This window comes from Asticcacaulis sp., from assembly GCF_035497195.1.
Taxonomy (GTDB): Bacteria; Pseudomonadota; Alphaproteobacteria; order Caulobacterales; family Caulobacteraceae; genus Asticcacaulis.
Genome location: NZ_DATJDZ010000014.1, coordinates 881,811 through 896,414, shown reverse-complemented (window position 1 = coordinate 896,414; position 14,604 = coordinate 881,811). Strand labels below are relative to the sequence as shown.

Sequence of the window (14,604 nt, the reverse complement as noted above, 5' to 3'; positions counted from 1 at the left end):
ACTGCGATGCCTCCGCTTCACGGAGGCAGGGATTTAAGGAAAACGAGCATGTGGATGCGTAAGGACCGTCAGTTAAGTTCGCAAAGGCCCGGCCGGCTGCCTGGCCAGGGTCTTGTGCTGAGCGTAGCGATCCTGCTGGTCACCGCCCTCTTTTCCCTGTCGGCGCCGCAAAGCGCTATGGCCGGCTCCAATGCCGCCGCCCGCGTCAACGCCACCATCCGCCCCTGCTTCGGCGTGCTGCTCGATCCCGAACTGCGCACCTGCCGCTCGCAGCGGCGCTATGGCTATGGTTACGGGTACGGCTCCGACGACTGGAATCGCCGCTTCCGCAATGGCACAGTCGCCCATTTCGATTGCAGCGAAGGCCCCTATGCGCTTGATCGCCTGCTGGCGCGCCTGCCTTCCGGCAGCACACTTTACCTGCGGGGTTCCCGCGGCTGGCGCACGTCAAACGGCCTCGGCGCCGCCGACCTGCCGGAAGCCTATGCCGGTTACAGCGTCTGCGAGGTCAGCCTGCGCTTACGCAAATCCATCATCATCCAGCCGGAAACCGGACAGGGCTATGACAATCACCCGCTGGTGCTGAAAGCGCCGCAGGGTGAAAGCTGCATCCGGGTCGAACCGACCGCCGATATGGTTATCGTCCGTAACCTGACCCTGATGTCGACACGCGGCGCCAGCCAGTCCTGCATTTCAGCTTCGGGCGGCGAATTCACCCTGGAAAACGCCAACCTGCGTTATGATGGCGAGCGCTCGGCCGTGGCGATCGAAGCCGGCCGTTTCAATATGACCGACACCAACCTGATCGCCCGCACGCAAGACGCGGCGCTGGAGATCAACCACGCGTCGCTCTATATCTATAACAGCCGCATAGCCAGCACCTATAACGGCATCCGCGGCGACATCACCAATGACAGCCGCCTGACCGGTGTTACCGTCCTGCAACTGGGCGACTGGCAGGGTTTCGAGCGCGGCGAAAACGCCAAGGCGATCGATCTCAGCCTGGAAACCAACCGCAGCATCGTCACCATCGATCAGACCAAGACGCTGTTCTATGGCAATGGCTTGTATCTCGATGGCGTTGGCGAAGCCCTGGTTTCCAATTCGCTGTTCTATTCCGACCATGCCATTACCAGTAATCTGGAGCGGGTCCGCATCCTCAACAACTACATCTTTGCCGATGAGGTCGGGATCAATCTCGAACGCGGTACCGCCTATGTCGGCAACAATCACATTCGCCTGGTGCGCACGGCGGCGATCCTGAAAAAGCCCGGCGCCATGCTGCGCGCGGTCAATAACCACATCGAAACCGAGCGCTGCGAAGACCTGAGCTGGGGCGATGTGCCGCCGGAATTCCGCAACTGTACGCCGTGGCACCAGCAGGCCGCGTTCGGCATCCCCGGCGGTGGCGTTGACTGGAGCATCTACGACCTGCTCAGCGAAGCCTGCGCCGACTCGCCGTCCGATGGCCATGCCGGCGCCGTGTGCCACAAGTTCCGCGCCACCACGTTCAAGACCATGAACAAGGCCCGCACCTATGATGACCGTTCCAACAGCGAACTGGTCCGCGCCGGATGCAGCCGCAACATGACCCAGGTGACGGCCGCGTCATGGCAGCAATGCCAGGATTACCAGAAGCTGAGATTGCCGGCGGATAATGGTAAGGTCGATCAGGACGTGGAAGAAGCCTCCTATCGCGCGCTCAAGGCGATCTGTATCCAGTCCCCCGCCGACCCGGCCTGGGGTCAGCGCTGCGACACCTTCCGCAAAAACGCCAATGCCGATATCGCCGACGGGCAATATCCCTTCGAGGATGACGACACCAATCTGGCTCTGGCCGATGGCAAGGAATGGCTGTCGCAGGAACTCTACAGCAACGAGAACAACCTCTATTCGGTGAATGCCGGCACCTTCATGCCGCTGTTCGACACCTACCTGCCGCGTCCGCCCTACCGCATGGCGACCGGCAACGTGGCCGGGCCGAACTCACCCGACAATCCGGAATCGAGCCAGGGCGCGCCACCGCCGCGCAACCCGTCGCCACGACGGGATGCACCCGCCGTGCCGGACCCGGTGCCGCCTATTCCCAGGATCAACTAAACAAAAGCCGGACCGTAAATCTACGGTCCGGCTTTTTAACGGATGACTTTCCCGATCGACCGGAAGGCTTGCGAACCAAGACAGGCCTCTCAAGGATACGACATGAAGATTCGATCTGCCGGCGGCGAAGATATACCGCAACTGCTGAAACTGTATCGCCATCTCGCCCCTGACGATAAGGAAACGACGGTTGAGGACGCCCTGAGACATCTGGAGTTGCTGAAGCGTTATCCAGGCAGCCATATTCTCGTTGGATGCCTGGACGGGGCGATCGTCACGACCTGTACGCTTGTCGTGATCCCGAATCTCACGCGTGGCGGTGCGTCCTATGCCTTGATCGAAAATGTCGTGACCGATTCCACCTTTCGCAACAGGGGATATGGCAAGGCCGTCCTCAAGCACGCGACGGAGGCGGCATGGCGTGCCGGTTGCTATAAAGTCATGCTGCTTACAGGGTCAAAGCGCCCGGCTATTCTGAAATTTTATCAGGACGCAGGTTTTGAACAGAACAAGACCGGTTTCCAGATTCGCAGACTACCCACACGCGTTTCGTAGAGCGGAAACCTGATCAGTAACTATCGTCGCCGCCGTCATTATCACGCGAACGATGACGGCCCCAGTGCCAGCCGCCCTCCTGCTTGTCCTTGGCCTGAAGGCCTAAAACCGCGCCGGCAACCGCGCCGGCCGCCGCGCCATCGGTATCGCCATTGGCGCCGCCAATCAGCGCTCCCGTGGCCGCGCCAACTGAAATAGCGTTGGAATCACCGGCGTTCAGGCTCGATCCCATAGTGGCGCCGATAACCGCCCCTTGCTGCGCGCCTTTGGAATTCTGCGTCACGACGCTGCCGACAATCGCGCCGGCCACCGCCCCGACAATCACCGGATTGGGACCGCCACGAACAAATTCGACACCATAGGCGCCGCGTCGCGTACAGACAAAGCTGCCGTCGCGCGGGTTGCTGGCATAAGGGTCAAGCCCGACCGAATTCTTTGTGGCATTGGAAGACATGACCGGCAGGTCGCTCGTCCGCGTCACGCGGGTTTCAACACGCGTATAGGGATCGTAGGTCATGATCTCCGGCGCCTCGCCGGTATAGTCGGCGCGGCAGGCCTCGTCGGCGCCCGCCGTGTTGATCGCCCTCGGCTCCGGTGTGGTCACGCAGCCAGACATCGCCAGCCCCGTACCGATCACCAGACCTGTAAGAATTAAACGTGAGGCCTTCATCGCATCCCCCGACCACGGCTTTAAAAATGGTTAACGGGGCATAGTCGCACACTTTCCGGCTCAAGCAAAGGCTTGAATCGGCGCGAAAACACAATTGAAATAACAGCAGTCACCCATCCGCAACGCTTTTATAAACAAGCGATAAAGGATCGTTTCGGGCTTAGCCCAGCGCTTCGTAATCTTCATCGGAGATTTCGAAATTGCCATAGACGTTCTGCACATCGTCGTCGTCGTTAAGTGCGTCGATCAGCTTCATCAGCGTCCGGACCGGCTCACCGGTCACCGGATTGAGCGATTGCGGCTTCCAGACGATGCCGGTCGATTTCGGATCACCCAGGAGCTTGCTCAGCGCTTCAGCCACTTCGTTGAGGTCTTCATAGGCGGTGTAGATGGTGTGGCCGCCGTCTTCCTCATCCGTGTCGGTCTCAACGTCCGCCGCGCCGGCTTCGATCGCCGCTTCAAAGATCTTGTCGGCGTCGCCGGCCTTGAGCGGATAGGTGATCTCGCCCACGCGGTCGAACATGAAGGCCACGCTGTTGGTGTCGCCCATCTGGCCGCCGTATTTCGAGAAGGCGGTGCGGACATTGCTGGCCGAGCGGTTGCGGTTGTCGGTCAAAACCTCGACGATCAGGCCGATACCGCCAGGGCCGCGGCCTTCGTAGCGGACCTCCTCCATATTATCGGCTTCACCGGAGGCGCCTTTTTTGATGGCGCGTTCGATATTGTCCTTCGGCATCGATTCGGCCTTGGCCATAGCCACCGCCAGGCGCAGGCGCGAATTCATCGCCGGATCAGGCATCCCCATCTTGGCGGCGACGGTGATATCGCGCGACAACTTGGAGAAGAGCTTGGAGCGCACGGCGTCGGCGCGGCCCTTCTTGTGCATGATGTTCTTGAATTTGGAATGGCCGGCCATTTTTTTCCTCGTAGAGCGCTCAAGCGCCGCGAGGCTCGCGCACCAGAAACGTTCTCTGGGCGCAGCGCGCGGTCGCACTCGCCAAACGCCTTGGCGTTTGAAGATTGGTATAATGCCGACGCTTTAAACCGAAACCAGCACCTTAGGCAAGCTCTGCGACAACCGCCCGCCGATACGAATGGGTTCGATCCGCGTCGCCAGGCCGGTGCGGTCATCGCTCTCGACATAGACGCCGCAGATCGTCGCCGGGCCGGACGCCGGGCGATAGCGTTCCTTGCCGATCCGGGTGGTAAAGCGGCGCAAGGGTTCTTCCTTGTCCATGCCGATCACGCTGTCATAATCGGCGCAGGCGCCGGCGTCGGTCTGGTAGGCCGTGCCCGCTGGCAGGATCTGCGCGTCGGCCGTCGGCACATGGGTGTGGGTGCCGACCACGAGCGTGGCGCGGCCATCGCAGAAATGCCCCATGGCCATTTTTTCAGAGGTCGCCTCACAGTGCATATCGACGACGATCGCATCCGCCGCCATGCCAAGCGGACAGGCTTCAAGCTGCTTGTCTACCGCGCCGAAGGGGTCGTCCATCGAGGCCATATGCACCAGCCCCAGCACGTTCATCACCAGTATACGCTTGCCCGATTGCGTCTCGAACAGGTTGGCCCCGCGGCCCGGCGCATCGGCCAGCGGCGGATAATTGATCGGGCGGATCAGGCGCGGTTCGCGGACGATATAGGTCAGCGCCTCTTTCTGGTCCCACGAATGATTGCCGAGCGTCAGGCAATCGGCGCCGGCATCGAACAACTGGCGCGCCGAATTTTCCGACAGGCCGAAGCCCGCCGAGGCATTTTCCGCATTGATGATGACGAATTCCAGATCAAGCTCACGCTTGAGACGAGGCAGGTGTTCGCTGAGGGCTTCGCGTCCGGCGCGGCCCACAACATCACCAAAAAAAGCAAAACGCATTAAAAGTCCAGTTTCTAAGCTCCATTGCGGCGGGAGCTACACCTTGGAGCGCACATGAATGACGCTCTGATCGGTAAAAATACCGTCCAAGGGCTGATCATGCACCTCAAACGGAACTTCGGCAAGTTGCTGACCCGAAAAAGCGACTCCGTAGGCCTTCATGTCCTTTTGCGCCCGCAAACGCACCAGTACACGGTCGTAATAACCGCCGCCATAGCCCAGCCGCCAGCCTTGCTCATCAAAGGCCAGCAGCGGCAGAAGCACCAGGTCCGGCGCAATTTCATCGGCGTCATCGGCCGGCTGGTGAATATCGAACGGCCCGCTGACCAGATCATCCCCGAGGCTGAACCGGCGGAAAATCATGTGGAACTCCTCCCCCTCCGCCACCAGGCAGGGCAGCGCCAAGGCGTATCCGCGTTCCTTGAAAACCTGCATCAGGGGAAAGGGATTGATCTCGCTCTGAATCGGCCAGTAGCCGCCGATAACCACATCCTTAGCGGGCCATTGCCGGCGCGCGTCCAGATGGTCCAGGGCGATCTCGGCCAGCATATCGCCTGCCAGTGGCGAACCTTGCGCGAAAGCCGCGCGGCGGCGCTTCATTTCATTGCGCAGCAGCGGCTTTTGGTCGGCAGTCAGCATGGCCAGTTCTCCGGTTTGCTATTAACCGTTAGCAAATCCGGCGGGAAAAAGCACTGTCTGAAATCGAGGCGAAAAGAGGTTGGCGGCGCCATAAGAGTCGTGTCGATGCGGTTAAATCCTCTCAGACCTGACTAGTCAGGTGGGAACCAGGTAACTAGGACCACGGTCCAGATCAGAGCCAGTCCCCGTTCTAAGTGATTAAGGTCAGAAGGAATAGTGATCGCCACGGGAGCCACAGCAAGACCCGCCACCGATTATAATAGGGCCTGATCAAGGCGAACTCAAGACGCATGACGATGACACATGACGATTTTGGGCACAAACAAGCTTTTCAAACGCCGGCAAATCCGTCATAAGGCGCGCATTGTCATTGGGGAGTAGCCGCCTTCCGCTTCCGGAAGGGATCACGTCAACATAATTGGAGCGCCGCTCCATGGTGTGATCAACAGATCAAATCTGTCAGGCGAGACCTTTGGCCATGCTGCGATTGCCTTTGCCGGGCAAGCCGCTGCATGCGCCATTGGATCTTCGCTTGCCCGGCCCTGTGTGACTCTATGCTTCTCACCCTCCTGCTCTTCTTTGGCTCCGCCATCGCCATCTATCTGGCGTGCGAATTCTTCGTCAACAGCGTCGAATGGTGCGGCAAGCACATGAACCTCGGCGCCACCGCGGTCGGCTCCGTGCTGGCGGCCTTCGGCACCGCCCTGCCCGAAAGCGCCGTTACCTTCATGGCGGTCGTTTTCGGCAAGACCGCCCTGCAAAAGGATATCGGCGTTGGCGCGGCCATGGGCGGCCCGCTGGTGCTGGCCACCATTGCCTACGGCGTCGTCGGCCTCGCCTTCTGGCTCAATCAGCGAAAACGCAGCAAGGCCCTGCAAGAGCAGATCAGTCATGCCGTGGCCATCGACGCCAGGCGTCTGGGCCGCGACCAGATGAGCTTCCTCGCTATCTTCGCCGTCAAGGTCACGCTCGGCCTGGTCGTCTTCGCCTACAAGCCCTGGCTCGGCGTGCTGTTTCTAGTGGCCTACGGCATCTATGTGTGGCGTGAAATCAATACCGCCGAAACCAGTGAGGAAGAGGAAGACCTGGAGCCGCTGAAGATCCGCCCCGGCAATCCAAATCTCGCCTGGGCCGGCGTGCAGGCCTTGCTGGCGCTCGGCGTTATCGCCTTCGCCTCGCATATCTTTGTTTCGCAACTGGAAGCCATCGGCGAAAGCCTCGGCATGGCGCCGCACCTGGTCGCCCTGCTGCTGTCGCCCGTCGCCACCGAACTGCCGGAAACCATGAACGCCATCATCTGGGTCCGTCAGGGCAAGGAACGGCTGGCCCTGGCCAATATTTCCGGCGCCATGATGATTCAGGCCACCATCCCCAGCGCGCTCGGCATTGTCTTCACGCCGTGGCGCTTCGATGCCGCCCTGCTGGTCTCAGGCATCGTTACCGCCCTGGCCATTGTCGTGCTGTGGCTGATGTTCCGCAAGGGCAAGGTCGACAGCCGCGCCTTGGCCGCCATCGCGCTGCTCTACGGTCTTTTCGCAGCCTATATGCTGTTCGGGAAAACGCTCGGCCTGCCTTAGAGCCAAGCCAGCCCTAGAGCAGGGTCGCGGCCGCCGGCACGGCCTGGGGCGCGGTCATTTCGATAGCGAGCAGGCTGTCCTCGAAATCGACAAGGATATCGGCGAATTCTGCCGGGGTCAGACGCGCCTGCCCTGAGCGCGTCTCCATACGATAGCTCCAGAACGCGCCGATATGACTGAGGATGCCGATACTTTCCCCCAGCTCAAAGAACATTTTCGGACCGTCCATCAGGAATTTGCGGAAGGGACCGGGTTCCGCGCCTTGCGTCAGCGCCTGATAGGCCTCGTCATAGACTCGCAGCGCCTTCCGCGTCGCCACAACCGATGCGATGAGCTTTTTCGCCAGCCTTGGCCGCGCCCCGGTCAGGTATTCGCCGGTCGCCGCGTCGGCCGGGCCGATGGTGCGGTAGCTGTGGAGACCATCGACCACCTGTTTTATATCGGCCTGAAGCCGGGCCTGCCGCCATTTGAAATAGAGGAAACCGCGCCACGAGAACATGCCTTCAGTGAAATCCCGGTCACTCATGCGGAAGGTCCGCTTGAGCGGATCGAGATCGCTGTCGAGGTCGTTGGCGAGGATTTTTGATGTCAGCCGCAGCGCCGATGCCTCCATGCCGGCGCCAAAGGCCGTCATGACCAGGCGCTCGATTTCGGCGTTGGCGAAACCGACCATTTCCCCCAGATCGTGCGGCGAGATGATCAGGTAACAGGGATCGGGGTGAAAGCCGAAACGCGCCAGTTGCTCACGCGCCAGGAAGGGGTCGAGCGAAGGAATATCGTCGAGATGTTGCAGGATTTGCAGGTCGGCATTGCCCGCCAGCTCCTCGCTGTTGAGCCAGGACCGGGTGAAGTTGACATAGCCCGTCTGGTTGATGAAAATCGATCGTCCGCCCAGCCGCAGATCGGCGGCGTCGAATGGCAGGATGATCTTGGTGGCGGTGCGGCGTCCCCCGCCGAACAGCTCGTGCTCACCGGGGCGCAGGGTGTGCTTGACCAGCAGCGCCTTATTGAGTTGCGAATTGCGGAAAAATGGATTGGCGGCATAGCCTGGCGTGCCGCCGCTGGCGGTGAAAATCTGCGACAGGTTGAGCACCCGGCTGGTCGAGGCCGTCTCGCCCAGATTAACCAGATTGCGCACATCACGCGCCGCCTGAGCGCCGGTTCTATTATTGGATGCCGCCCGCGCGTGCATTAAGTGAACTTTCTGTTCAGAAATAGCTGGGGCTTTTTGCCGCCAGACTATAGGGTACGCAACAGCCCTTACCGTGACGTAAAACGATTAAAGGCGTATAAATTTTCCATAAAAATATCGCGTAAAATGGCTAATTTTCCATCAAAACCAGACGACTCCTGCAAGCAGCACCCCGGTGTATTTACACCGGTAATCGACCGCGCACGCTGCGAGGGCAAGGCGGATTGCGTCGTCATTTGCCCCTATGAGGTTTTCGAACTGGACATTCTGCCGCCGGAAGACCGCATCGGTCTGGGAACGCTGGCAAAGATAAAAGGCTTCGTCCACGGCTGGAAACAGTCGTTCGCCGTTAATGCCGACGCCTGCCGCGCATGTGGCCTGTGTGTGTCAGCCTGCCCGGAAAAAGCGATCACCTTAAAACGGCGTTGACCGAACATTTAGTTTGCCAAATGGAAAAGAAACGCCTATAGTTTTCCATATGGAAAACTATCAAACATCCCTCGACGCCGCTTTTCACGCCCTCGCCGACCCTACCCGGCGCGCGGTTCTCAGTCGGCTGGCTCAAGGCCCGGCGCCGGTCACGGAACTGGCGGCCCCCTTCGATATGGGGCTGCCGTCCTTCATGAAGCATCTGAATATCCTTCAAACAGATGGCCTGATCAGTTCCGAAAAAGTCGGCCGCGTTCGGACCTGCCGGGTGAACGCCGAAAAACTGGCGGCGGCAGAGACATGGCTTTCCGAGCAACGCGCGCTTTGGCAAGCCCGAACGGACCGGTTGGCGGACTATGTTGAAACCCAGATGCCCAGGAGTATTGAAGATGCCGGCTGACCTGTCCGAACTCACTATCTCACGATTTATAAAGGCGCCGCCGGCCAGGGTCTGGAAGGCGTGGAGCACACCGGAGCATCTGGCCAAATGGTGGATACCTGCCCCCATCGAGTGCCATGTGGTCAAGCTGGATCTTCGTCCGGGCGGCGGCTTCGAGACACGTATGCGCGAAGGCGGCGGCCCCTTTCAACCGCATGTCGAAGCCTGCTTTCTGGAGGTGGCGCCTGAAGCACGCCTGGTCTTCACCACGGTTCTGACCGAGGGCTGGCACCCCGCCGAACCCTGGCTGGCATTGACAGCCATTATAGGTTTCGACGCGGAAGGAGACGGCACCCGGTATTCATCTCGCGTTCTGCACAAAAACACCGCAGACGCTCGAAAGCATGAAGACATGGGCTTCCACGACGGCTGGGGCACCACCATCGCCCAGCTCGCCGCCTTCGCCGAAGCACCAGGATAAACTTATCCCTTCAGACGTTCCGGAAAATCGGCGTCTTCCACCCCTTCGGGAATCGCCGCCTCGACCATCTGTGGCGATATCCGGATTACGCCCTTTGATCGGCTTTTCCTCCACGTCCCACAGAGCAATGAAGGCGAGCATCGCCAGCAACATGACCATCATCAGACTTGACGCAGGGGCGGCTTTTCATCAGACATAGCACAGAAAAAAAACAATATATAACCGTTGGGAGCTGCCTGATGAAACGCCTTGGAATCGCCCTCGCCGCCGGCCTGCTGGTCAGCGCAACCTCCGTGTATGCTGCACCGGATATCGCCGGCCGCATGATCAATCACCCCGCCGCCGATCAATGGAGCCTGTTCGGAACCGGCGAAAAGCACGAACTGATCAAGGACGTGAACGTCAATGGCGGGGCCGCTTTGCAAGTCACCACCGCCGGCGCCGGCGCCAATCCGTGGGATATCCAGGCCGGCGTCTCCAATTCAAAAGCCGTGAAAAAAGGCGATGTCATTCTGCTCGCCTTCTGGGGCCGCGCCGTTACCCCGGCCAGCGCCACCATTCCCGCCGTGGTGCAGCACAGCGCCGCGCCCTATACCCGCATTGGCGAGCAAAGCCTCACCCTGACCCCGGACTGGCGGCTGCATTACGTCACCGCCACCGCCGATCAGGATTACCCCACAGGCACGCTCGGCGTCAGCGTGCAACTGGCGACCGCCGCCCAGACCGTGGCGCTCGGCCCGGTCTTCCTGCTTGACTTCGGCCCCGGCTATAACCCGAAATTCTTGCCGCACAACATTCCGTAACAGCCGCCCGTTACTGCAAACGTTATCAGCGCACTTCCTTTTACAGAGCACGCTTTTTCGCTTTTGACAGCGCTGTTTTCGTCTATAACACCGGAAGCCAGTACGATCACCTAGTATCGTGATTTCGAAGTTCGCATGACTTCGATATCAGACCACCGGCGAACTTCGAAATCAAAACGATACTAGCATCGTAAAGTTGCTGGCGTCCGTTTGATCCTGAAATTCGTTAGTGCCTGATATCGGATTTTGCGAATTTCAGGATCAGGACACCAGGGATCGCAATAATATGCGGCGCCGGTAAAGGCGTCCTTGACGCAACATCTTGGGAGATACCTTATGACTTCACTCCGCCCGGCCGCTTTCGGCCCGCGACTTCTGGCGACCACGGCGCTTTTTGGCGCCCTCATCGGCGCTTTCGCCTTAGCGCCTGCCGTTCAGGCCCAGACCACCAATGCCCCGCCCCCCGCGGCCACCGTCCGCACCGATGTGCCGGCGGACAGGCCGTGGATGGACACCAGCCTTGACGCCTCCACCCGCGCCGACCTGATCCTCAAGGAAATGACGCTGGCGGAAAAGCTGCAACTGACCTTCGGCTATTTCTCGACCGACCAGAAGTGGCAGGTCACCCCCATCAAGAACTACGTCTTCCCGAAGGAAGGCCTGCCGGATTCCGCCGGTTTCGTGCCCGGCATCCCGCGCCTTGGCATCCCCAACCAGTGGCAGACCGACGCCGGCGTCGGCGTCGCCACCCAGCGTTCGCCCAATCCACGCCAGCGCACCGCCCTGCCGTCCGGTATCGCCACCGCCGCCACCTGGAACCCGGAGGTCGCCGAAGCCGGCGGCGCCATGATCGGCAACGAGGCCTTCCTGTCAGGCTTCAATGTTCAACTGGCCGGCGGCATGAACCTGCTGCGCGAAGCCCGCAACGGCCGCAATTTTGAATATGGCGGCGAAGATCCCCTGCTGGCCGGCGTCATCACCGGCCATGAGATGAAGGGCATCCAGTCCAACCACGTCATCTCGACCATGAAGCACTACGCCTTCAACGGTCAGGAAACCAACCGCAACCAGATGGACCACCAGATCAGCGACCAGGCGGCGCGCGAGTCCGACCTGCTGGCCTTCGAGATCGCCAATGAGATCGGCCAGCCCGGTTCGGTCATGTGCGCCTATAACCGCGTCAACGGCTTCTATGCCTGCGAAAACGACTGGCTGCTCAATCAGGTTCTGAAGACCGACTGGGGCTTCAAGGGCTATGTCATGTCCGACTGGGGCGCGACGCACTCGACCACCCAGGCCGCCAACGCCGGTCTTGACCAGCAATCCGGCTGGGCCTTCGACCGCTCGCCCTATTTCGACGGCGCCCTGCGCGAGGCCGTCAATAACGGCTACGTGTCGCAGGACCGCGCCAACGATATGGCGAGGCGCATCCTGTGGGCTATGTTCGATGTCGGCCTGTTCGATCACCCGGTCAATGGCGACCAGGCGACCACCATCGACTATGCGAAAAACGGCAAGATCAGCCAGACCGACGCCGAAGAAGGCATGGTCCTGTTGAAAAATACGCCAGGTCTGCTGCCGCTCAGCAAGACCGCTAAGTCGATCCTGATCGTCGGCGCCCATGCCGATGTCGGCGTGCTCTCCGGCGGCGGTTCGTCGCAGGTCTATCCGATCGGCGGTTCGCCGGTGCCGGACGAATTCGCCCCGAACGGCTTCCCCGGTCCCAAGACCTGGTATCCGTCATCGCCGATGAAGGGCATCCAGGCGCGTACGCAGGCCACCGTCACCTTCCTCGACGGCAAGAACGTGAAGGCCGCCGCGGCCGCCGCGAAAAAGGCCGATATCGTGCTGGTCTTCGGCGAACAATGGACCGGTGAAGGCATCGATGCGCCCGATCTCCACCTGCCCAATAATCAGGACGCCCTGATTGAGGCCGTGGCAAAAGCCAATAAAAAGACCGTCGTGGTGCTGCAAACCGGCGGTCCGGTCGTCATGCCGTGGCTTTCCAAGGTCGGCGCCGTGGTCGAGGCCTGGTATCCCGGCACCAATGGCGGCGAGGCCATAGCCCGCGTGCTGACCGGTGAGGTCAATCCCTCCGGTCACCTGCCGGCCACCTTCCCGGCCTCGCTCGACCAGACCCCGCGTCCGGTGCTCGAAGGCGATCCGAAGCTCGACGCCGACTCGCATCCGATGAGCAATTACAACATCGAAGGTGCGGCGGTCGGCTACAAGTGGTTCGACAAGAAGGGCTATAAGCCGCTCTTCCCGTTCGGTCATGGCCTGAGCTACACCACCTTCGCCCTGTCGGACCTGACCGCCGCGCCGGAAGGCAAGGGCCTGAAAGCCAGCTTCTCGGTGAAGAACACCGGCGCCGTAGCGGGCAAGGAAGTGGCGCAGGTCTATGTTTCCGGTTCTGGCTGGGAAGCGCCCAAGCGTCTCGGCGCCTTCAAGAAGGTCGAGGTCGCGCCCGGCCAAAGCGAGTCCGTCTCGGTCACGGTCGATCCGCGCCTGCTGGCCACCTATGACTCCGCCAGCAAGACCTGGAATATCGCGGCCGGTGACTACAAGGTGATGCTGGCGACCTCCGCCGCCGACATCGCTCAGACGATCACGGTGCATATCGATGCGCAGACCCTGAACGTCAAAGGTCAGTAGTGCTGCGCCTTGAGGTCACGACGGACACGGCGAAGATCGATTTCGACGCCGTGTATCGTTGCCTCAATGGCGCATCCAATTGGCCCGAAAGCGAAAATGAGGGCATTCCGCGTGACCTGTTCGACAGGGCCATGCGGAATGCCCTTTGCTTTGCCGGTCATCTGGCCGGCGAGCAGATCGCCTTTGCCCGCGTGATCACCGATTGCGCCACCTTCGCCAACCTGGTCGATGTGTTCGTTGTGCCGGAATATCGCGGCAACGGCTACGCCACGCGCCTGCTTGAAGCGGTTTTCGCCCACCCGGATTTGCAGAATGTGCGCCGTTTTACACTGGCGACGAGCGATAAACACAGCCTCTATGAAAAATTTGGTTTCCATGCGCCATTATGGCCGGAAACCCTGATGGAACGCTGAAATGACCCGCTGGCTGATTATCCTCTTCGCCCTGTGTTTCGCCCCCGCCGCCCTGGCCGCGGATTATCAGAGTGCCTCGCCGCGCCAGCCGGCGGTCGAAAAGGACTGGGGCCAGTGGCTTGGGCCTTATCGCGCCGGCATCGTCGCCAAGATGGGCGAGGATTTCGGCGAACAATATATCTATGCCGCGCAGAACACCGCCTTAGCCGCACCCGTCGCCGGTGAGCAGCGCGTGGTCTTTATCGGCGATTCGATCACCGACCGCTGGAACCTGGCGAAGTTCTTTCCCGGAAAGCCCTATGTCAATCGCGGCATCGGCGGACAGGTCAGCCCCCAGATGCTGGTGCGCTTCCATGCCGATGTCGTGGCGCTGAAACCTCAAGCGGTCGTGATTCTGGCCGGCATCAATGATGTGCAGGGCGTCTTGCAGGTCGAGACTGAGGCCCAGATCGCCGCCAACTACACCGCCATGGCCGAGATCGCCGAGGCCAATGGCATCAAACCGGTCTTCACTCTGCTGATGCCGGTTAATAACTATACACCCAATGCCGTCACCATGCTGGAAGACCGCAAGCCGGAACGCGTGGCCTGGCTCAATGCCTGGCTCTCCGGCTTCTGCCAGGCGCACGGCTACGGCCTGATCGATTACGGCCCGTTGCTGCGCGATGACAAGGGGCTGCTTAAGGCGGAATATACCTCGGACGGCATCCACCCGAACGACGCTGCCTATGCCCTCATGGCGCCGGTGGCCGAACAGGCGATCGAGGCGGCCCTGAAAAAATAAGCACATCTTGAGCCATCCCCAAAAGCCTGTTAGCGTCACGCGATATCAGGGGGA

The 14,604-nt window shown here is 60.6% G+C and carries 15 protein-coding genes and 1 riboswitch; of the genes, 10 read left to right on the top strand and 5 right to left on the bottom strand.

Annotated features, from left to right (window positions below; translation table 11 throughout):
• Positions 1 to 48 precede the first annotated feature (48 nt).
• Together VL130_RS08210 and VL130_RS08205 are read left to right on the top strand one after the other, a co-directional pair.
• Complete coding sequence (locus VL130_RS08210; protein WP_325362289.1) at positions 49 to 2,100, top strand: hypothetical protein; 2,052 nt, start codon at positions 49 to 51, stop codon at positions 2,098 to 2,100.
• Between the two features lie 102 nt (positions 2,101 to 2,202).
• Positions 2,203 to 2,655, top strand: a complete 453-nt coding sequence (locus VL130_RS08205) for a GNAT family N-acetyltransferase (RefSeq protein ID WP_325362287.1) — start codon at positions 2,203 to 2,205, stop codon at positions 2,653 to 2,655.
• A gap of 13 nt (positions 2,656 to 2,668) precedes the next feature.
• Here the strand turns inward: VL130_RS08205 and VL130_RS08200 are convergent, their stop codons facing one another.
• From VL130_RS08200 to VL130_RS08185, 4 genes are all read right to left on the bottom strand, one after another.
• Complete coding sequence (locus VL130_RS08200; RefSeq protein WP_325362286.1) at positions 2,669 to 3,325, bottom strand: glycine zipper 2TM domain-containing protein; 657 nt, start codon at positions 3,323 to 3,325, stop codon at positions 2,669 to 2,671.
• Between the two features lie 160 nt (positions 3,326 to 3,485).
• Positions 3,486 to 4,241 carry a YebC/PmpR family DNA-binding transcriptional regulator gene (locus VL130_RS08195; RefSeq protein ID WP_325362285.1) on the bottom strand — a complete coding sequence of 252 codons (756 nt, stop codon included), beginning with the start codon at positions 4,239 to 4,241 and terminating at the stop codon, positions 3,486 to 3,488.
• Between the two features lie 123 nt (positions 4,242 to 4,364).
• A complete protein-coding gene (locus VL130_RS08190) occupies positions 4,365 to 5,198 on the bottom strand; it encodes a TIGR00282 family metallophosphoesterase (protein WP_325362284.1) in 834 nt (277 codons plus the stop codon).
• Positions 5,199 to 5,234: 36 nt separating this feature from the next.
• The gene (locus VL130_RS08185; protein ID WP_325362283.1) at positions 5,235 to 5,837 is read right to left on the bottom strand and encodes a 5-formyltetrahydrofolate cyclo-ligase; all 603 of its coding nucleotides are present in this window, start codon (positions 5,835 to 5,837) and stop codon (positions 5,235 to 5,237) included.
• A 360-nt stretch (positions 5,838 to 6,197) separates the two neighbouring features.
• Positions 6,198 to 6,298, top strand: a riboswitch (yybP-ykoY riboswitch).
• 93 nt (positions 6,299 to 6,391) lie between these two features.
• Here VL130_RS08185 and VL130_RS08180 point away from each other — a divergent pair.
• Positions 6,392 to 7,414 carry a sodium:calcium antiporter gene (locus VL130_RS08180; protein WP_325362282.1) on the top strand — a complete coding sequence of 341 codons (1,023 nt, stop codon included), beginning with the start codon at positions 6,392 to 6,394 and terminating at the stop codon, positions 7,412 to 7,414.
• A gap of 13 nt (positions 7,415 to 7,427) precedes the next feature.
• Here the strand turns inward: VL130_RS08180 and VL130_RS08175 are convergent, their stop codons facing one another.
• Entirely contained in the window at positions 7,428 to 8,552 is a 1,125-nt protein-coding gene (locus VL130_RS08175) for a hypothetical protein (RefSeq protein WP_325362280.1), read from the bottom strand.
• Between the two features lie 57 nt (positions 8,553 to 8,609).
• On the opposite strand from VL130_RS08175, the gene VL130_RS08170 reads away from it, so the two are divergent.
• The 7 genes from VL130_RS08170 (at position 8,610) to VL130_RS08140 (ending at position 14,550) form a co-directional block, all read left to right on the top strand.
• Complete coding sequence (locus VL130_RS08170) at positions 8,610 to 9,035, top strand: 4Fe-4S dicluster domain-containing protein (protein WP_325362278.1); 426 nt, start codon at positions 8,610 to 8,612, stop codon at positions 9,033 to 9,035.
• A 49-nt stretch (positions 9,036 to 9,084) separates the two neighbouring features.
• The gene (locus VL130_RS08165) at positions 9,085 to 9,435 is read left to right on the top strand and encodes a metalloregulator ArsR/SmtB family transcription factor (protein ID WP_325362276.1); all 351 of its coding nucleotides are present in this window, start codon (positions 9,085 to 9,087) and stop codon (positions 9,433 to 9,435) included.
• Positions 9,425 to 9,895: an SRPBCC family protein gene (locus tag VL130_RS08160; RefSeq protein ID WP_325362275.1), complete on the top strand. Its 471-nt coding sequence runs from the start codon at positions 9,425 to 9,427 to the stop codon at positions 9,893 to 9,895. The genes VL130_RS08165 and VL130_RS08160 overlap by 11 nt, the downstream gene beginning before the upstream one ends.
• Positions 9,896 to 10,134: 239 nt before the next feature.
• Entirely contained in the window at positions 10,135 to 10,698 is a 564-nt protein-coding gene (locus VL130_RS08155) for a hypothetical protein (protein WP_325362274.1), read from the top strand.
• Between the two features lie 336 nt (positions 10,699 to 11,034).
• On the top strand, positions 11,035 to 13,353 hold the full coding sequence (locus tag VL130_RS08150) for a glycoside hydrolase family 3 C-terminal domain-containing protein (RefSeq protein ID WP_325362272.1): 2,319 nt from the start codon (positions 11,035 to 11,037) through the stop codon (positions 13,351 to 13,353).
• A complete protein-coding gene (locus VL130_RS08145) occupies positions 13,353 to 13,766 on the top strand; it encodes a GNAT family N-acetyltransferase (RefSeq protein ID WP_325362271.1) in 414 nt (137 codons plus the stop codon). Before VL130_RS08150 ends, VL130_RS08145 begins: the two co-directional genes overlap by 1 nt.
• Before the next feature lies 1 nt (position 13,767).
• Complete coding sequence (locus VL130_RS08140; RefSeq protein ID WP_325362270.1) at positions 13,768 to 14,550, top strand: GDSL-type esterase/lipase family protein; 783 nt, start codon at positions 13,768 to 13,770, stop codon at positions 14,548 to 14,550.
• Positions 14,551 to 14,604 lie beyond the last annotated feature (54 nt).

Bases quoted from the DNA above. Each gene is read 5' to 3' on its own strand.
- VL130_RS08210 (WP_325362289.1), top strand. From the start codon at position 49: ATGTGGATGCGTAAGGACCGTCAGTTAAGTTCGCAAAGGCCCGGCCGG.
- VL130_RS08205 (WP_325362287.1), top strand. From the start codon at position 2,203: ATGAAGATTCGATCTGCCGGCGGCGAAGATATACCGCAACTGCTGAAA.
- VL130_RS08200 (WP_325362286.1), bottom strand. From the start codon at position 3,325: ATGAAGGCCTCACGTTTAATTCTTACAGGTCTGGTGATCGGTACGGGG.
- VL130_RS08195 (WP_325362285.1), bottom strand. From the start codon at position 4,241: ATGGCCGGCCATTCCAAATTCAAGAACATCATGCACAAGAAGGGCCGC.
- VL130_RS08190 (WP_325362284.1), bottom strand. From the start codon at position 5,198: ATGCGTTTTGCTTTTTTTGGTGATGTTGTGGGCCGCGCCGGACGCGAA.
- VL130_RS08185 (WP_325362283.1), bottom strand. From the start codon at position 5,837: ATGCTGACTGCCGACCAAAAGCCGCTGCTGCGCAATGAAATGAAGCGC.
- VL130_RS08180 (WP_325362282.1), top strand. From the start codon at position 6,392: ATGCTTCTCACCCTCCTGCTCTTCTTTGGCTCCGCCATCGCCATCTAT.
- VL130_RS08165 (WP_325362276.1), top strand. From the start codon at position 9,085: ATGGAAAACTATCAAACATCCCTCGACGCCGCTTTTCACGCCCTCGCC.
- VL130_RS08160 (WP_325362275.1), top strand. From the start codon at position 9,425: ATGCCGGCTGACCTGTCCGAACTCACTATCTCACGATTTATAAAGGCG.
- VL130_RS08155 (WP_325362274.1), top strand. From the start codon at position 10,135: ATGAAACGCCTTGGAATCGCCCTCGCCGCCGGCCTGCTGGTCAGCGCA.
- VL130_RS08150 (WP_325362272.1), top strand. From the start codon at position 11,035: ATGACTTCACTCCGCCCGGCCGCTTTCGGCCCGCGACTTCTGGCGACC.
- VL130_RS08140 (WP_325362270.1), top strand. From the start codon at position 13,768: ATGACCCGCTGGCTGATTATCCTCTTCGCCCTGTGTTTCGCCCCCGCC.